This is a genomic window from Pseudomonas sp. NFPP04, from assembly GCF_900113815.1.
GTDB classification, from domain to species: Bacteria; Pseudomonadota; Gammaproteobacteria; order Pseudomonadales; family Pseudomonadaceae; genus Aquipseudomonas; species Aquipseudomonas extremorientalis.
Map to the genome: position 1 here is coordinate 142,702 of NZ_FOQS01000004.1, position 15,131 is coordinate 157,832.

Annotated in this window: 13 protein-coding genes; 6 read left to right on the forward strand and 7 right to left on the reverse strand. The window is 58.8% G+C overall.

The annotated features are described in order from the left end of the window. Positions 1 to 257 precede the first annotated feature (257 nt). The 3 genes from BM017_RS10370 to BM017_RS10380 all read left to right on the forward strand — a co-directional run bounded on the left by BM017_RS10370 (position 258) and on the right by BM017_RS10380 (position 6,245). Positions 258 to 4,088, forward strand: coding sequence for a hypothetical protein (locus tag BM017_RS10370; RefSeq protein ID WP_092243645.1), 3,831 nt, complete (start codon positions 258 to 260; stop codon positions 4,086 to 4,088). A 231-nt stretch (positions 4,089 to 4,319) separates the two neighbouring features. Continuing rightward, a complete protein-coding gene (locus tag BM017_RS10375) occupies positions 4,320 to 4,685 on the forward strand; it encodes a response regulator (RefSeq protein ID WP_092243648.1) in 366 nt (121 codons plus the stop codon). 159 nt (positions 4,686 to 4,844) lie between these two features. Next, positions 4,845 to 6,245, forward strand: coding sequence for a DUF1254 domain-containing protein (locus BM017_RS10380; RefSeq protein WP_092243651.1), 1,401 nt, complete (start codon positions 4,845 to 4,847; stop codon positions 6,243 to 6,245). Between the two features lie 60 nt (positions 6,246 to 6,305). Here the strand turns inward: BM017_RS10380 and BM017_RS10385 are convergent, their stop codons facing one another. Next, positions 6,306 to 6,974, reverse strand: a complete 669-nt coding sequence (locus tag BM017_RS10385; protein ID WP_071488282.1) for a DUF3313 domain-containing protein — start codon at positions 6,972 to 6,974, stop codon at positions 6,306 to 6,308. Positions 6,975 to 7,064: 90 nt separating this feature from the next. After that, positions 7,065 to 7,559 (reverse strand): hypothetical protein, encoded by a 495-nt coding sequence (locus tag BM017_RS10390; protein WP_092243654.1) that lies wholly within the window; start codon positions 7,557 to 7,559, stop codon positions 7,065 to 7,067. A gap of 166 nt (positions 7,560 to 7,725) precedes the next feature. Between BM017_RS10390 and ccoN the strand changes: the two genes are divergently transcribed. The 3 genes from ccoN (at position 7,726) to BM017_RS10405 (ending at position 10,147) form a co-directional block, all read left to right on the forward strand. Beyond that, positions 7,726 to 9,153: a cytochrome-c oxidase, cbb3-type subunit I gene (gene ccoN / locus BM017_RS10395; RefSeq protein WP_092243657.1), complete on the forward strand. Its 1,428-nt coding sequence runs from the start codon at positions 7,726 to 7,728 to the stop codon at positions 9,151 to 9,153. A 1-nt stretch (position 9,154) separates the two neighbouring features. Then, complete coding sequence (locus BM017_RS10400; protein ID WP_092243660.1) at positions 9,155 to 9,364, forward strand: cbb3-type cytochrome c oxidase subunit 3; 210 nt, start codon at positions 9,155 to 9,157, stop codon at positions 9,362 to 9,364. 90 nt (positions 9,365 to 9,454) lie between these two features. Continuing rightward, on the forward strand, positions 9,455 to 10,147 hold the full coding sequence (locus BM017_RS10405; protein WP_092243663.1) for an aspartate/glutamate racemase family protein: 693 nt from the start codon (positions 9,455 to 9,457) through the stop codon (positions 10,145 to 10,147). Here the strand turns inward: BM017_RS10405 and BM017_RS10410 are convergent. From BM017_RS10410 to BM017_RS10430, 5 genes are all read right to left on the reverse strand, one after another. Beyond that, entirely contained in the window at positions 10,144 to 10,656 is a 513-nt protein-coding gene (locus BM017_RS10410; RefSeq protein ID WP_092243666.1) for a GNAT family N-acetyltransferase, read from the reverse strand. The two genes, BM017_RS10405 and BM017_RS10410, sit on opposite strands and share 4 nt — an antisense overlap. A gap of 61 nt (positions 10,657 to 10,717) precedes the next feature. Further along, on the reverse strand, positions 10,718 to 11,782 hold the full coding sequence (locus BM017_RS10415) for a DUF1176 domain-containing protein (RefSeq protein ID WP_092243669.1): 1,065 nt from the start codon (positions 11,780 to 11,782) through the stop codon (positions 10,718 to 10,720). 62 nt (positions 11,783 to 11,844) lie between these two features. Continuing rightward, positions 11,845 to 12,567, reverse strand: a complete 723-nt coding sequence (locus BM017_RS28805) for an HNH endonuclease (protein WP_139216851.1) — start codon at positions 12,565 to 12,567, stop codon at positions 11,845 to 11,847. Beyond that, a complete protein-coding gene (locus tag BM017_RS10425; RefSeq protein ID WP_092243674.1) occupies positions 12,564 to 13,841 on the reverse strand; it encodes an AAA family ATPase in 1,278 nt (425 codons plus the stop codon). The genes BM017_RS28805 and BM017_RS10425 overlap by 4 nt, the downstream gene beginning before the upstream one ends. Positions 13,842 to 13,943: 102 nt before the next feature. Continuing rightward, positions 13,944 to 15,083 carry a glycerate kinase gene (locus BM017_RS10430; protein ID WP_092243677.1) on the reverse strand — a complete coding sequence of 380 codons (1,140 nt, stop codon included), beginning with the start codon at positions 15,081 to 15,083 and terminating at the stop codon, positions 13,944 to 13,946. Positions 15,084 to 15,131 lie beyond the last annotated feature (48 nt).

Here is a 15,131-nt window from a genome sequence, read left to right on the forward strand (position 1 = left end):
GCCAAGTGCAGAAAACTCAGGAGTTTGCCCCAAAGTTGGGGTTGAACGCTATTTTTATGCCAAAGGACCGTGAGATGAATGACAGCCGATTGTGAGAACCGCACGTCAAACCAGGCCATATACGTCGCTTTTACCGAGCGAACGAGCGGACGCAGGAACGCAGGTGGCAGAGGCCGGCACTCAGTAAAGCGCCGTGGCGATACGGAACGTCCACAGGCAAAGACTGAATCAAGTCCATCTCTAAAGGGTACCCAGCCATGACCAGTCTCTACGCGGTGTCTTTGTCAGCCCCCAACCCATCCATGCGTGCGTTCAGTCAAACCCATCAGCTGTCCCAACCCACTTCGCCTGGGAGCATTGCGCAACAACAGGCAAACCCGGCGCCACAACCGACTTCTCTCACAACAGCCAACCTCTCCAGCAAAACCCTGATTGGCAATGCGCGTAACCTGCATACCCTGTCGCAAGCGCTGCACAAAATTGCCAAGACACTGGGGCACAATGCTTCTCCCCCGGCCGTCTCGAACGCACTCAAAACCACCGCGATGGAAATCCACCCGCATTCATCCTTTCCAACGCAGCCCGACACACTCGTCACATTGGAGAGTTTCATCCGCGGCATTGGTCTTGGCCTGCCCACCAATCATTTTTCCTTGACCGCGCTGGCGGATGCCGTCAGCGAGAGAGCGCTGGCGAACCCGTTTGGCGATTTCGGGGGAGCTCTGTCCTGGCCCGCACCTTTGAGTCCGGACGATCAACAAACGTTGCACACAGCGGCCCTCCAATACATCAAGGATCACACCAACTCATCCGAGACGGGCAATGGACAGGGTATCCTTGAACTCCTCAATGACAATAAACCCCTATCTGGTGACGCCAAGACAGACCCCGTCAAAGCGTTTGAATCCATGGTGAACGGTCCCACAGGCCAGGCACTGGGTCGGGCGATGCGAGCAGTTATAAAGGGATTCGACACAGACATCAGCATCCATGACTATCTCCTGGTATTGATCAACCGGATCCTGAACCCCGAAGCGCTTACAAACCCGCAGCGAAACAAAGTAGCCGGGTTCGACCTGGCGCAGTCGGCCCATTGGGGCTTGCACCCGTCAGCCGTGGTCGAGGCGTTGGTCAAACACCTGATTGAGCGCGGCCTGGCTGGCCCGGAGATGGCCAAGGTTGCCGCCATGATATTGCTCGCGCAGGCAGCGCCCGCATTCCTGGTCAAAGGCATTCCCGACAACGTCACTTATGGCAGCCCGGCCTGGACCCGATTGGAGATCGCGGTGGCGACCCAGGAAGCTGAGTCACCCGGGTCGGCGATGACCATGGGCTTCGACGAAATCATGATCAAGGCCGAAAAGGCCGCCCAGGCCGATCCGGCGGTGACCGAGCTCGCCCAGCAAACCGCACTGGTCGATTGGGGGGTCGTCAACGGCCTGATCAAGAGAAAAGATGACAAACAGTACACGAATCAAGAACTGGATCAGTTAAGAACCCAATACAACCGCGAGTTTGCCGAGCAGATTGACGCACAAGCGTTAGCCAATGCTGAAATACCCAACCGTAAGGACATCGCCCTTGCCAAACTGAAAGAACGTTTTGGTGAAGGTATTCCGTTTGAACAACCCCTGTTGAAACTCCAGACATCCGGCCATCAATCCACGGCGATGCCGCTTTATGACCCGAACTTGCGGCCTGAAGGGTATTTCTCGATGCTGGACATTGCGATGATGGAAAACCGTCATTACACCTGGACGACCGAGGACCCTCGTATCCCCCTCGCCGAAATCAATGATAATCCTGTGCTCGGCGTGAATGCAGCTTTCAAGCAACACTTCGACGAGGCCATTGCTTCGCGAAAGAAAGGTTTGAGTGCGACCGTCAGGCACCTCATTTCCAAACTTCCCCTGGATCAACGCAAAGACCTGGAATATGGAAAGCTGCGCTTCTTTCATGAGTCCGAGTACAGAATCAATCTCACGGATAAAACACTTCTCCACAAATACTCCACCTTTTCGATAAAAACCGAACGCGACGGCGTGTCGTCTGTTTATGAAGTTGACATCCAGAAAGGCACGATCACCAAGCTGGGGAGCGGCAACCATTACGATGAAACACGCTATGGTCCAGGCTCACGGCAAATTCACCGAACCGAGTTCCGGCCGACCCGCTATAGTCAGGAAAATCAAAAGGAAAACACCGGCGACACGTCAGTCACGCCGAAAAGCTTCAGCAGTGACCGGAGCACCTACATTGCCGATGCGTTCGTCGAGCACCTGGATATCGACAATGCCGATGTTGTAAAAGCGGCCAAAGGTTCTACGCAGTTGGACAAACAGTTTGAAGCACAGGATCGCGCGGCCAACTTCTTCCTGGACCTGATCCCGCTGAGATCGGCCATCGTCAACTTCATAAACGGCAACTATGTGGCGGGCGCTCTTGATCTGACGATGGATGTCATGGGGTTCCTGACCGCTGGCGCAGCGACCGCTGCCAAGCTGGTCAAGGTAGGGGCTATCACCGCCTCTGCGGCTACAAAGCTGGCCAAGGGTGCGCGCGTGATTGGAGCGGCGACCGTCAGTGCGTTCAATCCGCTGGGGGGCGCAGACGACGTGGTATTTGGCGGTGTAAGACTATTGGGCAAAAGCCCTCGGGCACTGGCTAAAGGCGTACAAATACTGCGAGGTACATCAGACAGTTACGGGTTGCTGAAAAGCCTCAGCAACCAGTACGACGTAGCCGCGATAGGCAGCTACAAGGTCGGCGAGACAAAGATGCATACGGCTGCCGTGTTCAACGATGGGCAATGGTACCGCTACGACCCGGTCAAGGCTCAACCCTACGGGGCACCTCTGGAAAACTTCACGCCCTCTGTCGCAGCCTCCGGGGGTGAAATCAAAGGGTTGACGGAGTCGGCGACGACCGAGTGGTTCGCCAGTTGGTGGGGCTCCCCGCCTCCTGCCGCCCAGCCAGACCCCAATTACGCCGAGAAATTCACGAACTTGAAGGCGGACGCGTTGAAAACGGATCCCGACGGCTTCCACCTTGGTCTCAACAGCCGGACACCGCCGTCGATTGAGGGTTACTCAACCTCCCTGAACGTTGAGCAGCTCAAGCGACTTGCACTGCAAGCCAATCCGAGCGCGCAAGAGTTGGGACGCCTGAAGCGCCGCATAGATGATCTGGAAGAACTGCCGAACACGTTCTACACCAAAATGGAAAGCCTCAAGGCGTTCGAGGCGGACAGTTTCAAGCAGGGTTACAAGGCGGGAACGCCCGATTCGATAAAGGGGTACAGGCCTGGCCTGAGAATCCCACAACTTCAGGAACTGGCCTTGCAACCCGGGTTGACGACTCAAGAAATGGGGTGTCTGTACCGACAGGTTGAAAAGCGCGCGATCGAGTTGAATCTTTCCCTTGCCAAACACTTCAGTGAAAACATCAAGACGGCAGGCGGAACCTTCATTCCAATGCCACAGGGCTTTTACCTCAGCCAAGTCAGTCCTATCTCGGGGGGGCAATGTGCCGTGTTTGCGAACTCGATGGCCTATGCCATTCAGGAAGGCAAGCAAGCCACCCTGCTGGAGAATTTATTCACGGTAATGGCTAATCCCGAGCATCCGGCCACACTGGTGTTTCAACAAAACATGCAACGCTTCCAGGCCAAGCTCAGGCATGACTTTCATGTGGGCCAATATAAGCAGCAGCAGACGGCTGCAGAAATCATCGAGCAACTGGCGAATGCCAGTACGTCGACCAGCCTGATGATAGGTAATACAACACACGGAATTACCGCCGGGGTTGTCATCAATGGCGGCAAAAAAGAATGGTTCTACTTCGACCCCAACTTCGGGTTGGCCACATTCAACTCCGAGGCCTCCATGCGCGCTGGAATAGAAAGCGCGATGATCTCGGGGTCAACGAGCCACTGGTTTCCACCCAATCCGGGCTCCTTGACCTATTCTGTTTCGCAATTCAGTGAGTTGCACTTGATGAACACCGTCGAGAGCATCAACGGCGTGCATGATATGGTATCCAATAAGATCTCAATCGCCTCCTCCAGATCGGTATCAAATGCCGGCTGAGGTGCGAGGTGAAGAACCGGCATCCTGCGCTTCCCGCAGATGCCGGGGACTCTCATTAGTATTGCGCTGCGCCCCTGTAGAATATCGGTCGCAGACTCATGCGGGACATTCTTTTCCAACACCGGCACAATACCGGCTTCGGTGAGGGAACTTGCCGAGATCGCCGCGACTCATTAGAGGATGGTCTTTGCACCGCTCACGGCCAATCCTTTTCACTCTCGGGAATTTTTTATGTCCGTCACCGCCTCCACCATCCTTGTCGTCGAAGACGATGCCATCGTGCGCATGCTCATCGTCGATGTCCTGGAGGAGTTGGAATTCAACGTACTGGAGGCCGGCGATGCTGAAGAAGCGCTGACCCTGGTGCGAAACACCGACCAGGTGATCGACCTGATGATGACCGACGTCGGTTTGCCGGACATGGATGGCAAGCAACTTGCCACCAAGGTGCGCGAACTGCGTGCGGACCTGCCGATCCTGTTCGCCAGCGGCTATGCGGAAAACATCGAGGTGCCGACTGGCATGCACGTGATCGCCAAGCCGTTCTCGATCGATCAATTACGCGACAAAGTCAAATCGATGCTGCCCGCACGTTAATTCCAGCCTGTACTCCTCGATGCCGCCTGCATGGGCGGCATCTTCGCGTCAGGTGCTCAGAGATTAACGTGACGTTCGGTGAATAAAATCGGAAACTCGGCGCATTCGCGCGCCATTCAGCGCGACCCTGCAACCTGCACTCAGGAAGGACGCAACAACATGATTGGAAAACCGACGCGCCTGCTGTTGGCGAGCCTCTCGATACTCATGAGTACCGGCGCCTGGGCCGACTTCACGGCAACCCCGGCCGAAGCCCGGGCCATTGCCAAGGAAGCCTATCTGTATGGGTTTCCGGTGGTGGACATGTACAAGACGCTCTATACCCAGGCCGTTGACAAGGGCGGTGCCAACTTCAAGGCGCCGTTCAACCAGATCGGCAATACCGCGCAGGTGTTCACGCCCAAGGACACGGCCTTCGTCACGCCCAACGCCGACACGCCCTACTCGTTCGTCTGGATGGACCTGCGCCGCGAACCACTGGTGCTGACCCTGCCCAAGATCGAAGACGATCGCTACTACTCGGTGCAGTTGATCGATCTTTATACGCAGAACTTCGCTTACCTGGGCACCCGCAGCACCGGTAACAACGGCGGCCACTACATGATCGCCGGCCCCGACTGGAAGGGTCAGCAGCCGGTGAATGTCGACCGCGTGATCTACAGCGAAAGCAATATCGCCTACGCCCTGTACCGGACGCAGTTGTTTGATGAAAAAGACCTGGGCAAGGTCAAGCAGATCCAGGCCGGCTACAAAGTGCAGCCACTGAGCAGCTACGTGAAACAACCCGCGCCAGCCAAGGCGCCCAAGGTCGAATGGCCAAAGCCCACGGCGACCATGACCGAAGGCCCGCAACTGTTTCGCTACCTGAACTTCATGCTGGCCTTCGCAGCCCCGCAGGACAGCGAAAAAGACCTGCTGGCCCGGTTTGCCAAGATCGGAATTGCCCCGGGCGCGCCGTTCAAGGTCAAGGAGTTGACCGTCGAACAGCGCAAGGCTCTGGATGAAGGCATTGCCGACGCCCATGCCGAATTTGCCGCGTTCAAGAAAGACAAAGTGGACACTCACCAGGTCACCAGCGGTGATCTGTTCGGCAGCCGCGACCACCTGAACAACAATTACCTGTACCGCTATGCTGGCGCCAACCTGGGCATTTTCGGCAACTCCGCCGACGAAGCCGTCTACATGAGCTACTTCGTCGACAGCGAAGGCAAGCCTGCCAACGGCGCACGACACAGCTACACCGTGCACTTTGCCAAGGACCAACTGCCGCCGGCCGATGCGTTCTGGTCGCTGACCATGTACGACGCCAAGACCAAGCTTTTGGTGCCCAACCACAAGAAGCGCTACCTGATCAATTCGCGAATGCTGCCCACCCTCAAGCGTGACGCCGATGGCGGCCTGACACTGGCCCTGCAGCACCACGAGCCGCCGAAAGCCGAGCAAAGCAACTGGTTGCCGGCACCACCCGGTCCGTTCTATGCGGTATTGCGCATTTACCTGCCCAAGCCTGAGGTGGGTAACGGCCAATGGAAGCTGCCGCCGTTGACGCCGCTCAAGTAACGTCACGCGCCCGGTCGCAACAAGGGTGAGGGCACCGCAGCCCTCACCTTCTCGCACGTTCTAGCGTGTAAGTTTCACGTACGACTGATGCAGGTCCGACGCCCAGCCGTCAATCACGCTTTTCACGTCATCGGCCTTCATCACCTGCGAATCGTTGGACAGCGGCTTGCCAGTGCCTTTGCGCACCACCTGGGCGAGCACCTTGCCATTGGCACCATCGAGGAACTGCGCCTCGGTGCCCAGGGTGGTTTCCTGATCACGGATCCCGGTGCCGGTGCTTACCGCCGCCACGACGAAGGCCACCGGAATGTACTCATAGGGTTTGAGGCCTTCGGTCTTGCTGCTCACGGCGGTGATTGCTGCGCGCACCACGATCACGCCTGGACCTGGCGCATTGGCCAGGGGCAGGGATTTTTCCAGCTCACGCTTGAGTGCCTGGTTGTAGTAGGTATTGATGCCGTTGAGGGTGGTTAGCGGAATTTTCGCGGTGGCCTGGGGCTTAGGGTAGAACTGGGTCGGTTCGACGTACACCGCGTGATAGCGGCTCAGATCCAGCTCGGGATCGACCCAGCGCATCACCTCGGCCCCCGATGGAGACTTGGCTTCCTTGAGCCGGCTGTAGTCCGAGAGAAAGCCGGAATACTCATCCGGCGCGGTGATCTTGCTGGCACACCCCGCCAGCCCGAGCGAAGCGATGCACAACGTGCAGAGCAAATGCCTAAGTGTCATGTCTGAACTCCCTGGCGGTCGACGTTGGAACACTGAGCTGTAGGTATAGCCAATCCTGGCAAAATAACCCTGTTCCCATCATTCGACGTTTCAGCTGCGTTCGCGGGGGATCAGGCTTTGCAACTGCGAGGCCAGGAAGTTGGCGTCGAAACCAAAGGTGTCCGGATCTTTGAGGCCATTGGTTTTCTTCCACAACCAGTCGTTCTTATCCGCGGGCAATACCAGCGACACACTGCCGTGGCGCGCCGCGGTCAGGCCCATGACCGACACGGAGATCAAGCCGCCCGCGCCCAATACATCCGGCACGAACTCCACCGGTTTGCCGGTGATCTGCACGGTCAGTTTCTCGGTCTTGAATGTCGAGGTCTCCATTGGCACGCTCGGGCCGCTGGCTACGTAAGCTTCACGGTGGACTTCAAGCAACCCCACCGTCTTCACCGGCTCAAGCCACTGCTCGATCTGCCCGAACAGCTCATCGAGCTTCTGCGCCCAACGGGCCGACTGCACGTCGAACTGTTGCTTCTTGTGCGCTTCGCTGTCGGCGTAATGACGAAGCATCTCGCCCAGTTGCTGTACATCATCCATTGCGGCGTTCCTTGGGTGAGCCTGGTTGCGAAGCCTGATCATGGCAGATGCAGCCATTCGACGTACGGCTAAAAACTGATCCGCAACAATGAGGTTTTTCTGAGCCTGTTTTGTTTTACCCATGCTTCCTACAGTGCCGCCACTTGGAACCGTGGGAGGACTGAGCATGAACAGCGCAACAATCGGACAGGCCTATAACTATAAAGTCGTCCGTCAATTCGTTATCGCCACTATTGCCTGGGGCGTGGTGGGCATGGCCATGGGCGTGTGGATCGCCTCGCAACTGGTCTGGCCGCAGATGAACCTGGATTTGCCATGGACCACCTTTGGCCGCCTACGCCCCCTGCACACCAGCCTGGTGATTTTCGGTTTTGCCGGCAGCGCGCAGTTCGCCGCCAGCTATTACGCGGTACAGCGTACCTGCCAGGTACGGCTGTTTTCCGACCGCCTGGCGGCGTTTACCTTTTGGGGTTGGCAGTCGGTGATCGTGATCATGCTGGTCAGCCTGCCGCTGGGTTACACCACCACCAAGGAATACGCCGAGATCGAATTCTCCGGCGCGGTGTGGATGGCGGTGGTCTGGGTGGCGTATGCCATAGTGTTTTTCACCACTGTGGTGCGACGCCAAACCCGGCACATCTACGTGGGCAACTGGTTCTTCGGCGCGTTCATACTGGTGATCGCCATGCTGCATGTGGTCAACCACCTGGCGATCCCGGTGGATTGGTTCAAGTCCTATCCGGTGTATTCCGGGGCGACCGATGCCATGGTGCAATGGTGGTACGGGCATAACGCCGTAGGGTTTTTCCTGACCACAGGTTTCCTGGGGATGATGTATTACTTCGTGCCGAAACAAGTCGGGCGCCCGGTGTACTCTTATCGCTTGTCCATCGTGCACTTCTGGGCGTTGATCACCCTGTATATCTGGGCCGGTCCGCACCATTTGCACTACACCGCCCTGCCCGACTGGGCGCAGTCGCTGGGCATGGCCATGTCGCTGATCCTGCTGGCGCCTAGCTGGGGCGGCATGATCAACGGCATGATGACCTTGGCCGGCGCCTGGCATCAGTTGCGCACCGACCCGATCCTGCGCTTTCTGGTGCTGTCCCTGGCGTTCTACGGCATGTCGACGTTCGAGGGGCCGATGATGGCGATCAAGACCGTCAACGCCCTCTCCCACTACACCGACTGGACCATCGGCCACGTACACGCCGGGGCGCTGGGCTGGGTGGCGATGATCACCTTCGGCTCGCTGTACCACATGATCCCCAAAGTGTTCGGCCGCGAGCAGATGCACAGCGTGGGGTTGATCAACCTGCACTTCTGGCTGGCCACCATCGGCACCGTGCTCTACATCGCGTCGATGTGGGTCAACGGCATCACCCAGGGCTTGATGTGGCGTGCGGTCAACGATGACGGCACCCTCACCTATTCATTTGTCGAGGCCTTGCAGGCCAGCCACCCGGGGTTTGTGGTGCGTTTTGTCGGTGGTGTGTTCTTTCTCACCGGCATGCTGCTGATGACCTACAACACCTGGCGCACCGTGCGTGTCGCGAATCTGCAAATGGCGCAGCTTGATGCGCGGATCGCCTGAAATGTGGGGCCTATTGATGGTGGTATGCCTGTATGGCGCGGTGGAGTATTGCTTGCGCGGTCAATCGGACAAGAGCCTGGACGACGCCAGCCTGATGCCCTTTGCCGATGACCCGCAAGTGGCGCGGCGTGTGGAGTTGGCGACCGGCAAGCGGGTGCACGCAGTGGCACTGGATGAGGCCAGGCCCGGCTGGACCAGCCTGGACATGTGAAACTGCACCGGTCATTTCGCGGGCAACTGCGTATGACTAATCAATGGCCGATGGGTAAGGTGAAGCGACTTTCCTTGCCAGGAGCATCGCATGCGCACCATCGGCCTTATCGGCGGCATGAGCTGGGAGTCCAGCGCCGAGTACTACCGCATCATCAACCAACGCGTGCGCGACCAGCTCGGCCCGCTGCGCTCGGCACAACTGTTGATGTACAGCGTGGACTTCGGCCCGGTGGAGCAGGCGCAACATGCCGGGCGCTGGGATGACACCGCGCTGATCCTCGAAGACGCCGCGCGCCGTCTGCAAGCCGGTGGCGCCGACTGTGTGGTGCTGTGTACCAACACCATGCATTTGGTGGCGCCACGTATCGAGGCGGCAGTGTCGATCCCCTTCCTGCACATCGCCGATGCGGCGGGTGCGGCTGCCGTTGAGGCCGGCACGCTGACGGTCGGCCTGCTCGGTACGGCGTTCACCATGGAACAGGATTTCCTCAAGTCGCGCCTGGCCGCCCAGGGGCTGACCGTGCTGGTGCCGGAGGCCGACGAGCGCCAGGCCGTGCACCGGATCATCTATGAAGAATTATGCGTCGGCGTGATCAGCGAGGCGTCACGCAAAGTCTACCAAGGTGTCATCGAGTCGCTGGCTGCACGTGGCGCCCAGGCGATCATCCTCGGTTGCACGGAAATCGGTTTGCTGATCAAGCCTGAACACAGCGACCTGCCATTACTGGACACCACCGAGCTGCATGCGCAGGCTGCGGTGGCGTTTGCTTTGCAGGATTAAACCGACTGGCGCAGGCGCGCCATGCTCACGGTGTCGACAAACTGGCCGTCACGCAGGGCGTAATCACGCAATACGCCTTCGACCGCAAAGCCGAACTTGCGGTACAGCCGCTGCGCCGCTTCGTTGTCGGCGTACACCGTGAGTTCCACGCGGTGCAGGTTCATCCAGTTGTCGGCCACGTCCAGCGCGGCCGTCAGCAGCCGCGAACCGACGCCCTTGCCCTGCCACGCCGTTGCCACGCCCATGCCGAACGAACCGACATGGGCCTGGCGCACGCGCAGGTACTGTTCCAGGCCCAGCTGGCCGACCACCTCACCGCCATGCAACGCCACCAGTTGCAGCCGCCGCTCGTTGTCCATCACCAGGCGTTTGCGCCACATCTCGACTGACTGGAAAGGCATTTGCAGCACCTGACGGCACACGGCCGGTTCGTTGTAGAGCGCAGCGACGCCTTCAAGGTGGGCCTCGGTGAAGCGCTGGATCACGATAGGGGGTTCAGGCGTGTGCATGGTGTTTCATCCTTTGAAAGACACGTGGCCGGCCAGTGTAGGGGCGACATTGAGCCGATGGCTAGGGGGCTGGCACGGTTGACCACAGCGACGGCCAGTCACCGTAACCGACCCCGGTGCAACGCGGCATCCGGTGGAACTCGCTGAGCTGGAAGCGCTTGCCGTCGAACACCCAGGAGGCCCCGCCGCCGCAATCACCGATGCCACGCTGCTTGTAGAAGTAACTCAGTGTGCCGGAAGCCTCGTCATAGCCGACCGAGCCTTGCAGCGCGGCGTCTTCCAGAGGCAGCGGCTGCAGGTCCATCAGCGTTTCGGTATAGGGCGCCTGCCGCTCACGGCTGCTGACATTGAACTCGCAGTTGTAGGCCGCGCAGTCATAACGTGTCACGGTCATTGCCTGGCGTGCCGTCAGGGCACCGGCTTTTGCCTCGGGTTCACCCTCTTCCGGCGTGACGGCCTGCAATGCAGCCGCCACCAACCCGGCCTGCTCCTGCGCGGTCAACGGCGGCGCTGGCGTAAACTTGCGCAATATCGGCGTTGGCGCCTGTGGTGGCACCTCGCTGGGCGCGCCCTTGCCAGGTCGAGCCAGGGCCGTCACGTTGTCCACGCGTCCCTGTACTGCATCCATCAACAGCAGCGAAGCACTCAACCCGCTCAGCGATACGTGCGCGGCGCCCTCGCCTGGCAACTGCAGGCGCTGGCCATTGCGCAGACGCTGCAACCAGCGCCGCGTCGCTGCGTCATCAATCACCCCGTACGACTGCACCTCGGGATCACCGCCCTGGTCATCCAGCTCAACGTGCAATTCCCGCGTCAGCTCCAGGCCCAGGGGCTGGCCGTCCAGCGTCAAAGTGGAAAGGTCAACGTCCTGACCTCGATGATCGAAGCGCAAACGCGGATACCCTTGCGGGCCGGCCTGATGCCAGATGTGCAACGTCAACGAGCTGTAGTCCTCTTCATCCACGCCGCTGGGCGCGCTGAGGGCATGACAATTGCGCAGGTTGTCGCAACCGACCACCCACTGCTTGATCTCACGCAGCAGCGGTACGGTTTCGGAGGGTGGTTGGGCGAAGACCGGGGGGGTGGCGCCAGTGAGTAACAGGACCAGGAAGGCGGGGCGCAGCATGGGGACTCTCCGTGTCGAAAAGGCGCGGATTGTCCCATGTTCGGGGTTTGTGGCGGTAGCTGTCAGGGTCTGGCTTGACCACGAACTCGGGCTGCGCGTTTTTCCAGGTTTTGCGCGTGACGCTCGGCTTGCTGCTTGAGGGCCAGGCAGTACTCAGGCAGGCAATGTTGAGCGTCTGGTTTTACGACGTCATCGGCCAGACGCCGAGCGGTTGCGGCAGAAATAGGCGTGCCGCGTGGTTTCAAACGGCCTTTGATGACGGCAGCCCGATCATTGACCAGCGTTGGATGGTTGAGTTTGAGCACTTCGACCGTGGCAATCGCCTCGGGAGTCAGGCCCTCTACATAACCATCACGGGAATATCGAAACTGCCGCTCGATATTGGCTGTCAGCGGTGAAACAAACGGCTTTGTCACCGTGTTGTAATCGGCCTTTTCCACCGCGCCGTAGCCGCAAGCGACTTTGCTTTGACTGGACGGATAGCAGGCGACTAAGTTTTTGTAAGCAATGTTGCTGTCAGCCTGTTGGTGCTTTTGTGGAATGATGTGCTCGATATGGCAACTGAACTGCGTGCCATGATCTCGAGCCTGACACTCAACGGCTGTCGGCAGCCGTCGCAAGGTATAGGCGCATAAATGAAACTGTTCCTTCAGGAGCGCCTGGCGCACTGCTTCACTCGGGAAGGTGCTTCCCTTGCCGTAGAAAAGGTTGTGGGGGGTGTCGCGATTTACCCTTCGCCACTCAATCAATGCTCGTGGTTCAGCCCCTTTTCTGATCGACTTCACGCTTCGCCCTCTTCGATTGACCTCAGAGAGTCGATATTGGCTTGGGCTTCGAGCACATCAGGTATTTTCCCGACGCTCTCGCGTAATTGCGTTAGTTGGGCTTGGGCCGATTCGAGATTGTCATCGTCGAGATCGCGGTAGATTTTTCTGAGTTGATGACTGACATGTTTGTTCTGGGCAACGCCCCCCATCAGCTCTTCAATGACTTCGCCACTGCGAAGGCCCAGCGAGCGCTCTGGGTGGCCCAGATATTGACCGTCTTTCAAAAGCATCACGGCCCCGGCAGGCAGCTCACCCAGGATTTGCGGAGAATGGGTGGTAATGATGAACTGGCAATTGGGAAACGTGCGCTCAAGCTTTTCAACGACAGTACGTTGCCAGCCTGGATGAAGGTGCAGGTCTAGCTCATCAATAAGCACGACCCCCTTTCCTTTAAGCGGTTCAAGCACTTCTCGGTTGAGTAACGTAAGCCTGCGCGCCAGATCCCCGACCATCGCTAACAGACATTTCTCGCCATCAGAAAGCTGTAAAACGTTGAATTCAAGGTTTTCTTTAAGAACAGTCATTCTCAGGGTTGGCTTACGGCGAATCCTAACGTCCTTGAAACCAGTGAACGTTTCGATCGCATCACGAACTGCCGAAAGCTCCGAGTCTCGATACCCGGGCAAGTCGCGGCTGCGTTCATTTTCGAGATCTTCCTGATTGCGGAACCAAATGAAAAATCTCTTGAAGTCCGCACCTCCGTGGCCAAGTGCATCGTCATAACCTTCAGCGATTGCATTGATCAAACGCTCCCTGACTCGTAACGGCACATCCAGAACAGCTCTATGGACGTCGTAATAAACAGCTAACGGCAATTCGACAGGCTCGCCGCCGATCAACTCGTAATTGAATGCACTGGTTTCAACAGGAGCAATAGCCCTGTTCAAACGCACCAAGTCACTACTTTGCTCTTTAGGATGCTTACCCTTACCGGAGCGTCGGTTCAACGCGATAGCCCAGTCGACCTCCTCATTAGCCAATGAGACTACAACCGCCAGGCGCGAGTAGTCTTTGCCAACTGTGATGTCGTCTTTGGAAATGGCTCTGGATTTCGAAGCTTGATCAATGATCCGGCATGTCAAATTCGAAAGCGTAATAGCCAACGCATCCAGAATCGAAGACTTGCCCACCCCATTGACGCCCACTAAAGCGACAGTCTGCCTACCCTCGAAATCGAGCTCCATCTTCTCGATACCGCGGAAATTGACAAGGGTAAAACGCTTGATCTGCATGATCGGCTTCCAACGTGCCTGGCCGGGTCAGCCAGTCCTCAAAGTAAGCACGGATCATAGTAATTATCGACTGATCTGTCACGACGCTGACGGTGGCCGCTATCAGCACTCCGTTGCTACGCGCCACACCCGTGCAATAGCCGCCGCGCGCTCGCGCAACAAACGCGGCGCCTCAGCGCAGGCCTGTTCCAAAGTCATCGGTCCTGAGGGCAAGGCAAATGCCGCATCCACGCCATGGGCATACATCTGCTCGTAGCCATCGCCCAAGGTGCCGGCGATCACGATAACGGGCACCTTGTGCTGCCGGGCGATGCGCGCCACGCCGAACGGGGTTTTGCCGCGCAGGGTCTGGGCGTCGAAACGGCCTTCGCCGGTGATCACCAGGTCGGCGCCGCGTACGGCGGCGTCCAGGCCGACCAGTTCGGCCACTACCTCTACGCCAGCGCGGAACTGCGCGCCGAGAAAGGCCTTGGCCGCAAAGCCCAAGCCACCTGCGGCGCCGCTGCCGGGTTCATCGCGTACATCCTTGGATAGCACGTTGGCGCAGTGATCGGCGAAGCGGCCAAGGGCGGCGTCGAGTTGTTGGACTTGCTCGGGATTCGCGCCTTTTTGCGGGCCGAAAATCGCCGAGGCGCCGTGGGGGCCGCACAGCGGATTGTTCACGTCCGCGGCGATTTCAAAGCGTACCTGCGCCAGGCGTGGGTCGAGGTGTTCCAGGCTGATCCGCGCCAGGCGCGCCAGGGCCAGGCCACCGGGTGGCAGCGGTTGGTCGTCGGCGTCGAACAGCTGCACACCGAGCGCCTGCATCGCGCCGGCACCGCCATCGTTGGTGGCACTGCCGCCAATCGCCAGGATGATGCGCTCAGCGCCGGCATCCAGTGCCGCACGGATCAGTTCGCCAGTGCCATGGGTGGTGGTGGTGCATGCGTCGCGCTGGCCCGGCGGTACCAACTGCAGGCCGCTGGCCTCGGCCATTTCGATGATCGCGGTGTGGCTGTCGGCCAACCAGCCCCAGTGTGCTTCAACTGCGCTGTCAAGCGGGCCACGCACGACGTGGTGGCGCAATTGGCCGTTGCACGCCGCGAGCACCGCATCCACTGTGCCTTCACCACCGTCCGCCATTGGGCATTGGACCAACTCGGCATCGGGCCACACCTGTGCCAGCCCTTCGGCAATAGCCTGGGCGACGCCTTCGGCACTGAGGCTGTCCTTGAACGAGTCGGGGGCGATGATGATTTTCATGGGCTTTCTCCGGTTTTTATAACCCCCATGCTGCCAGTTGGCACGGCT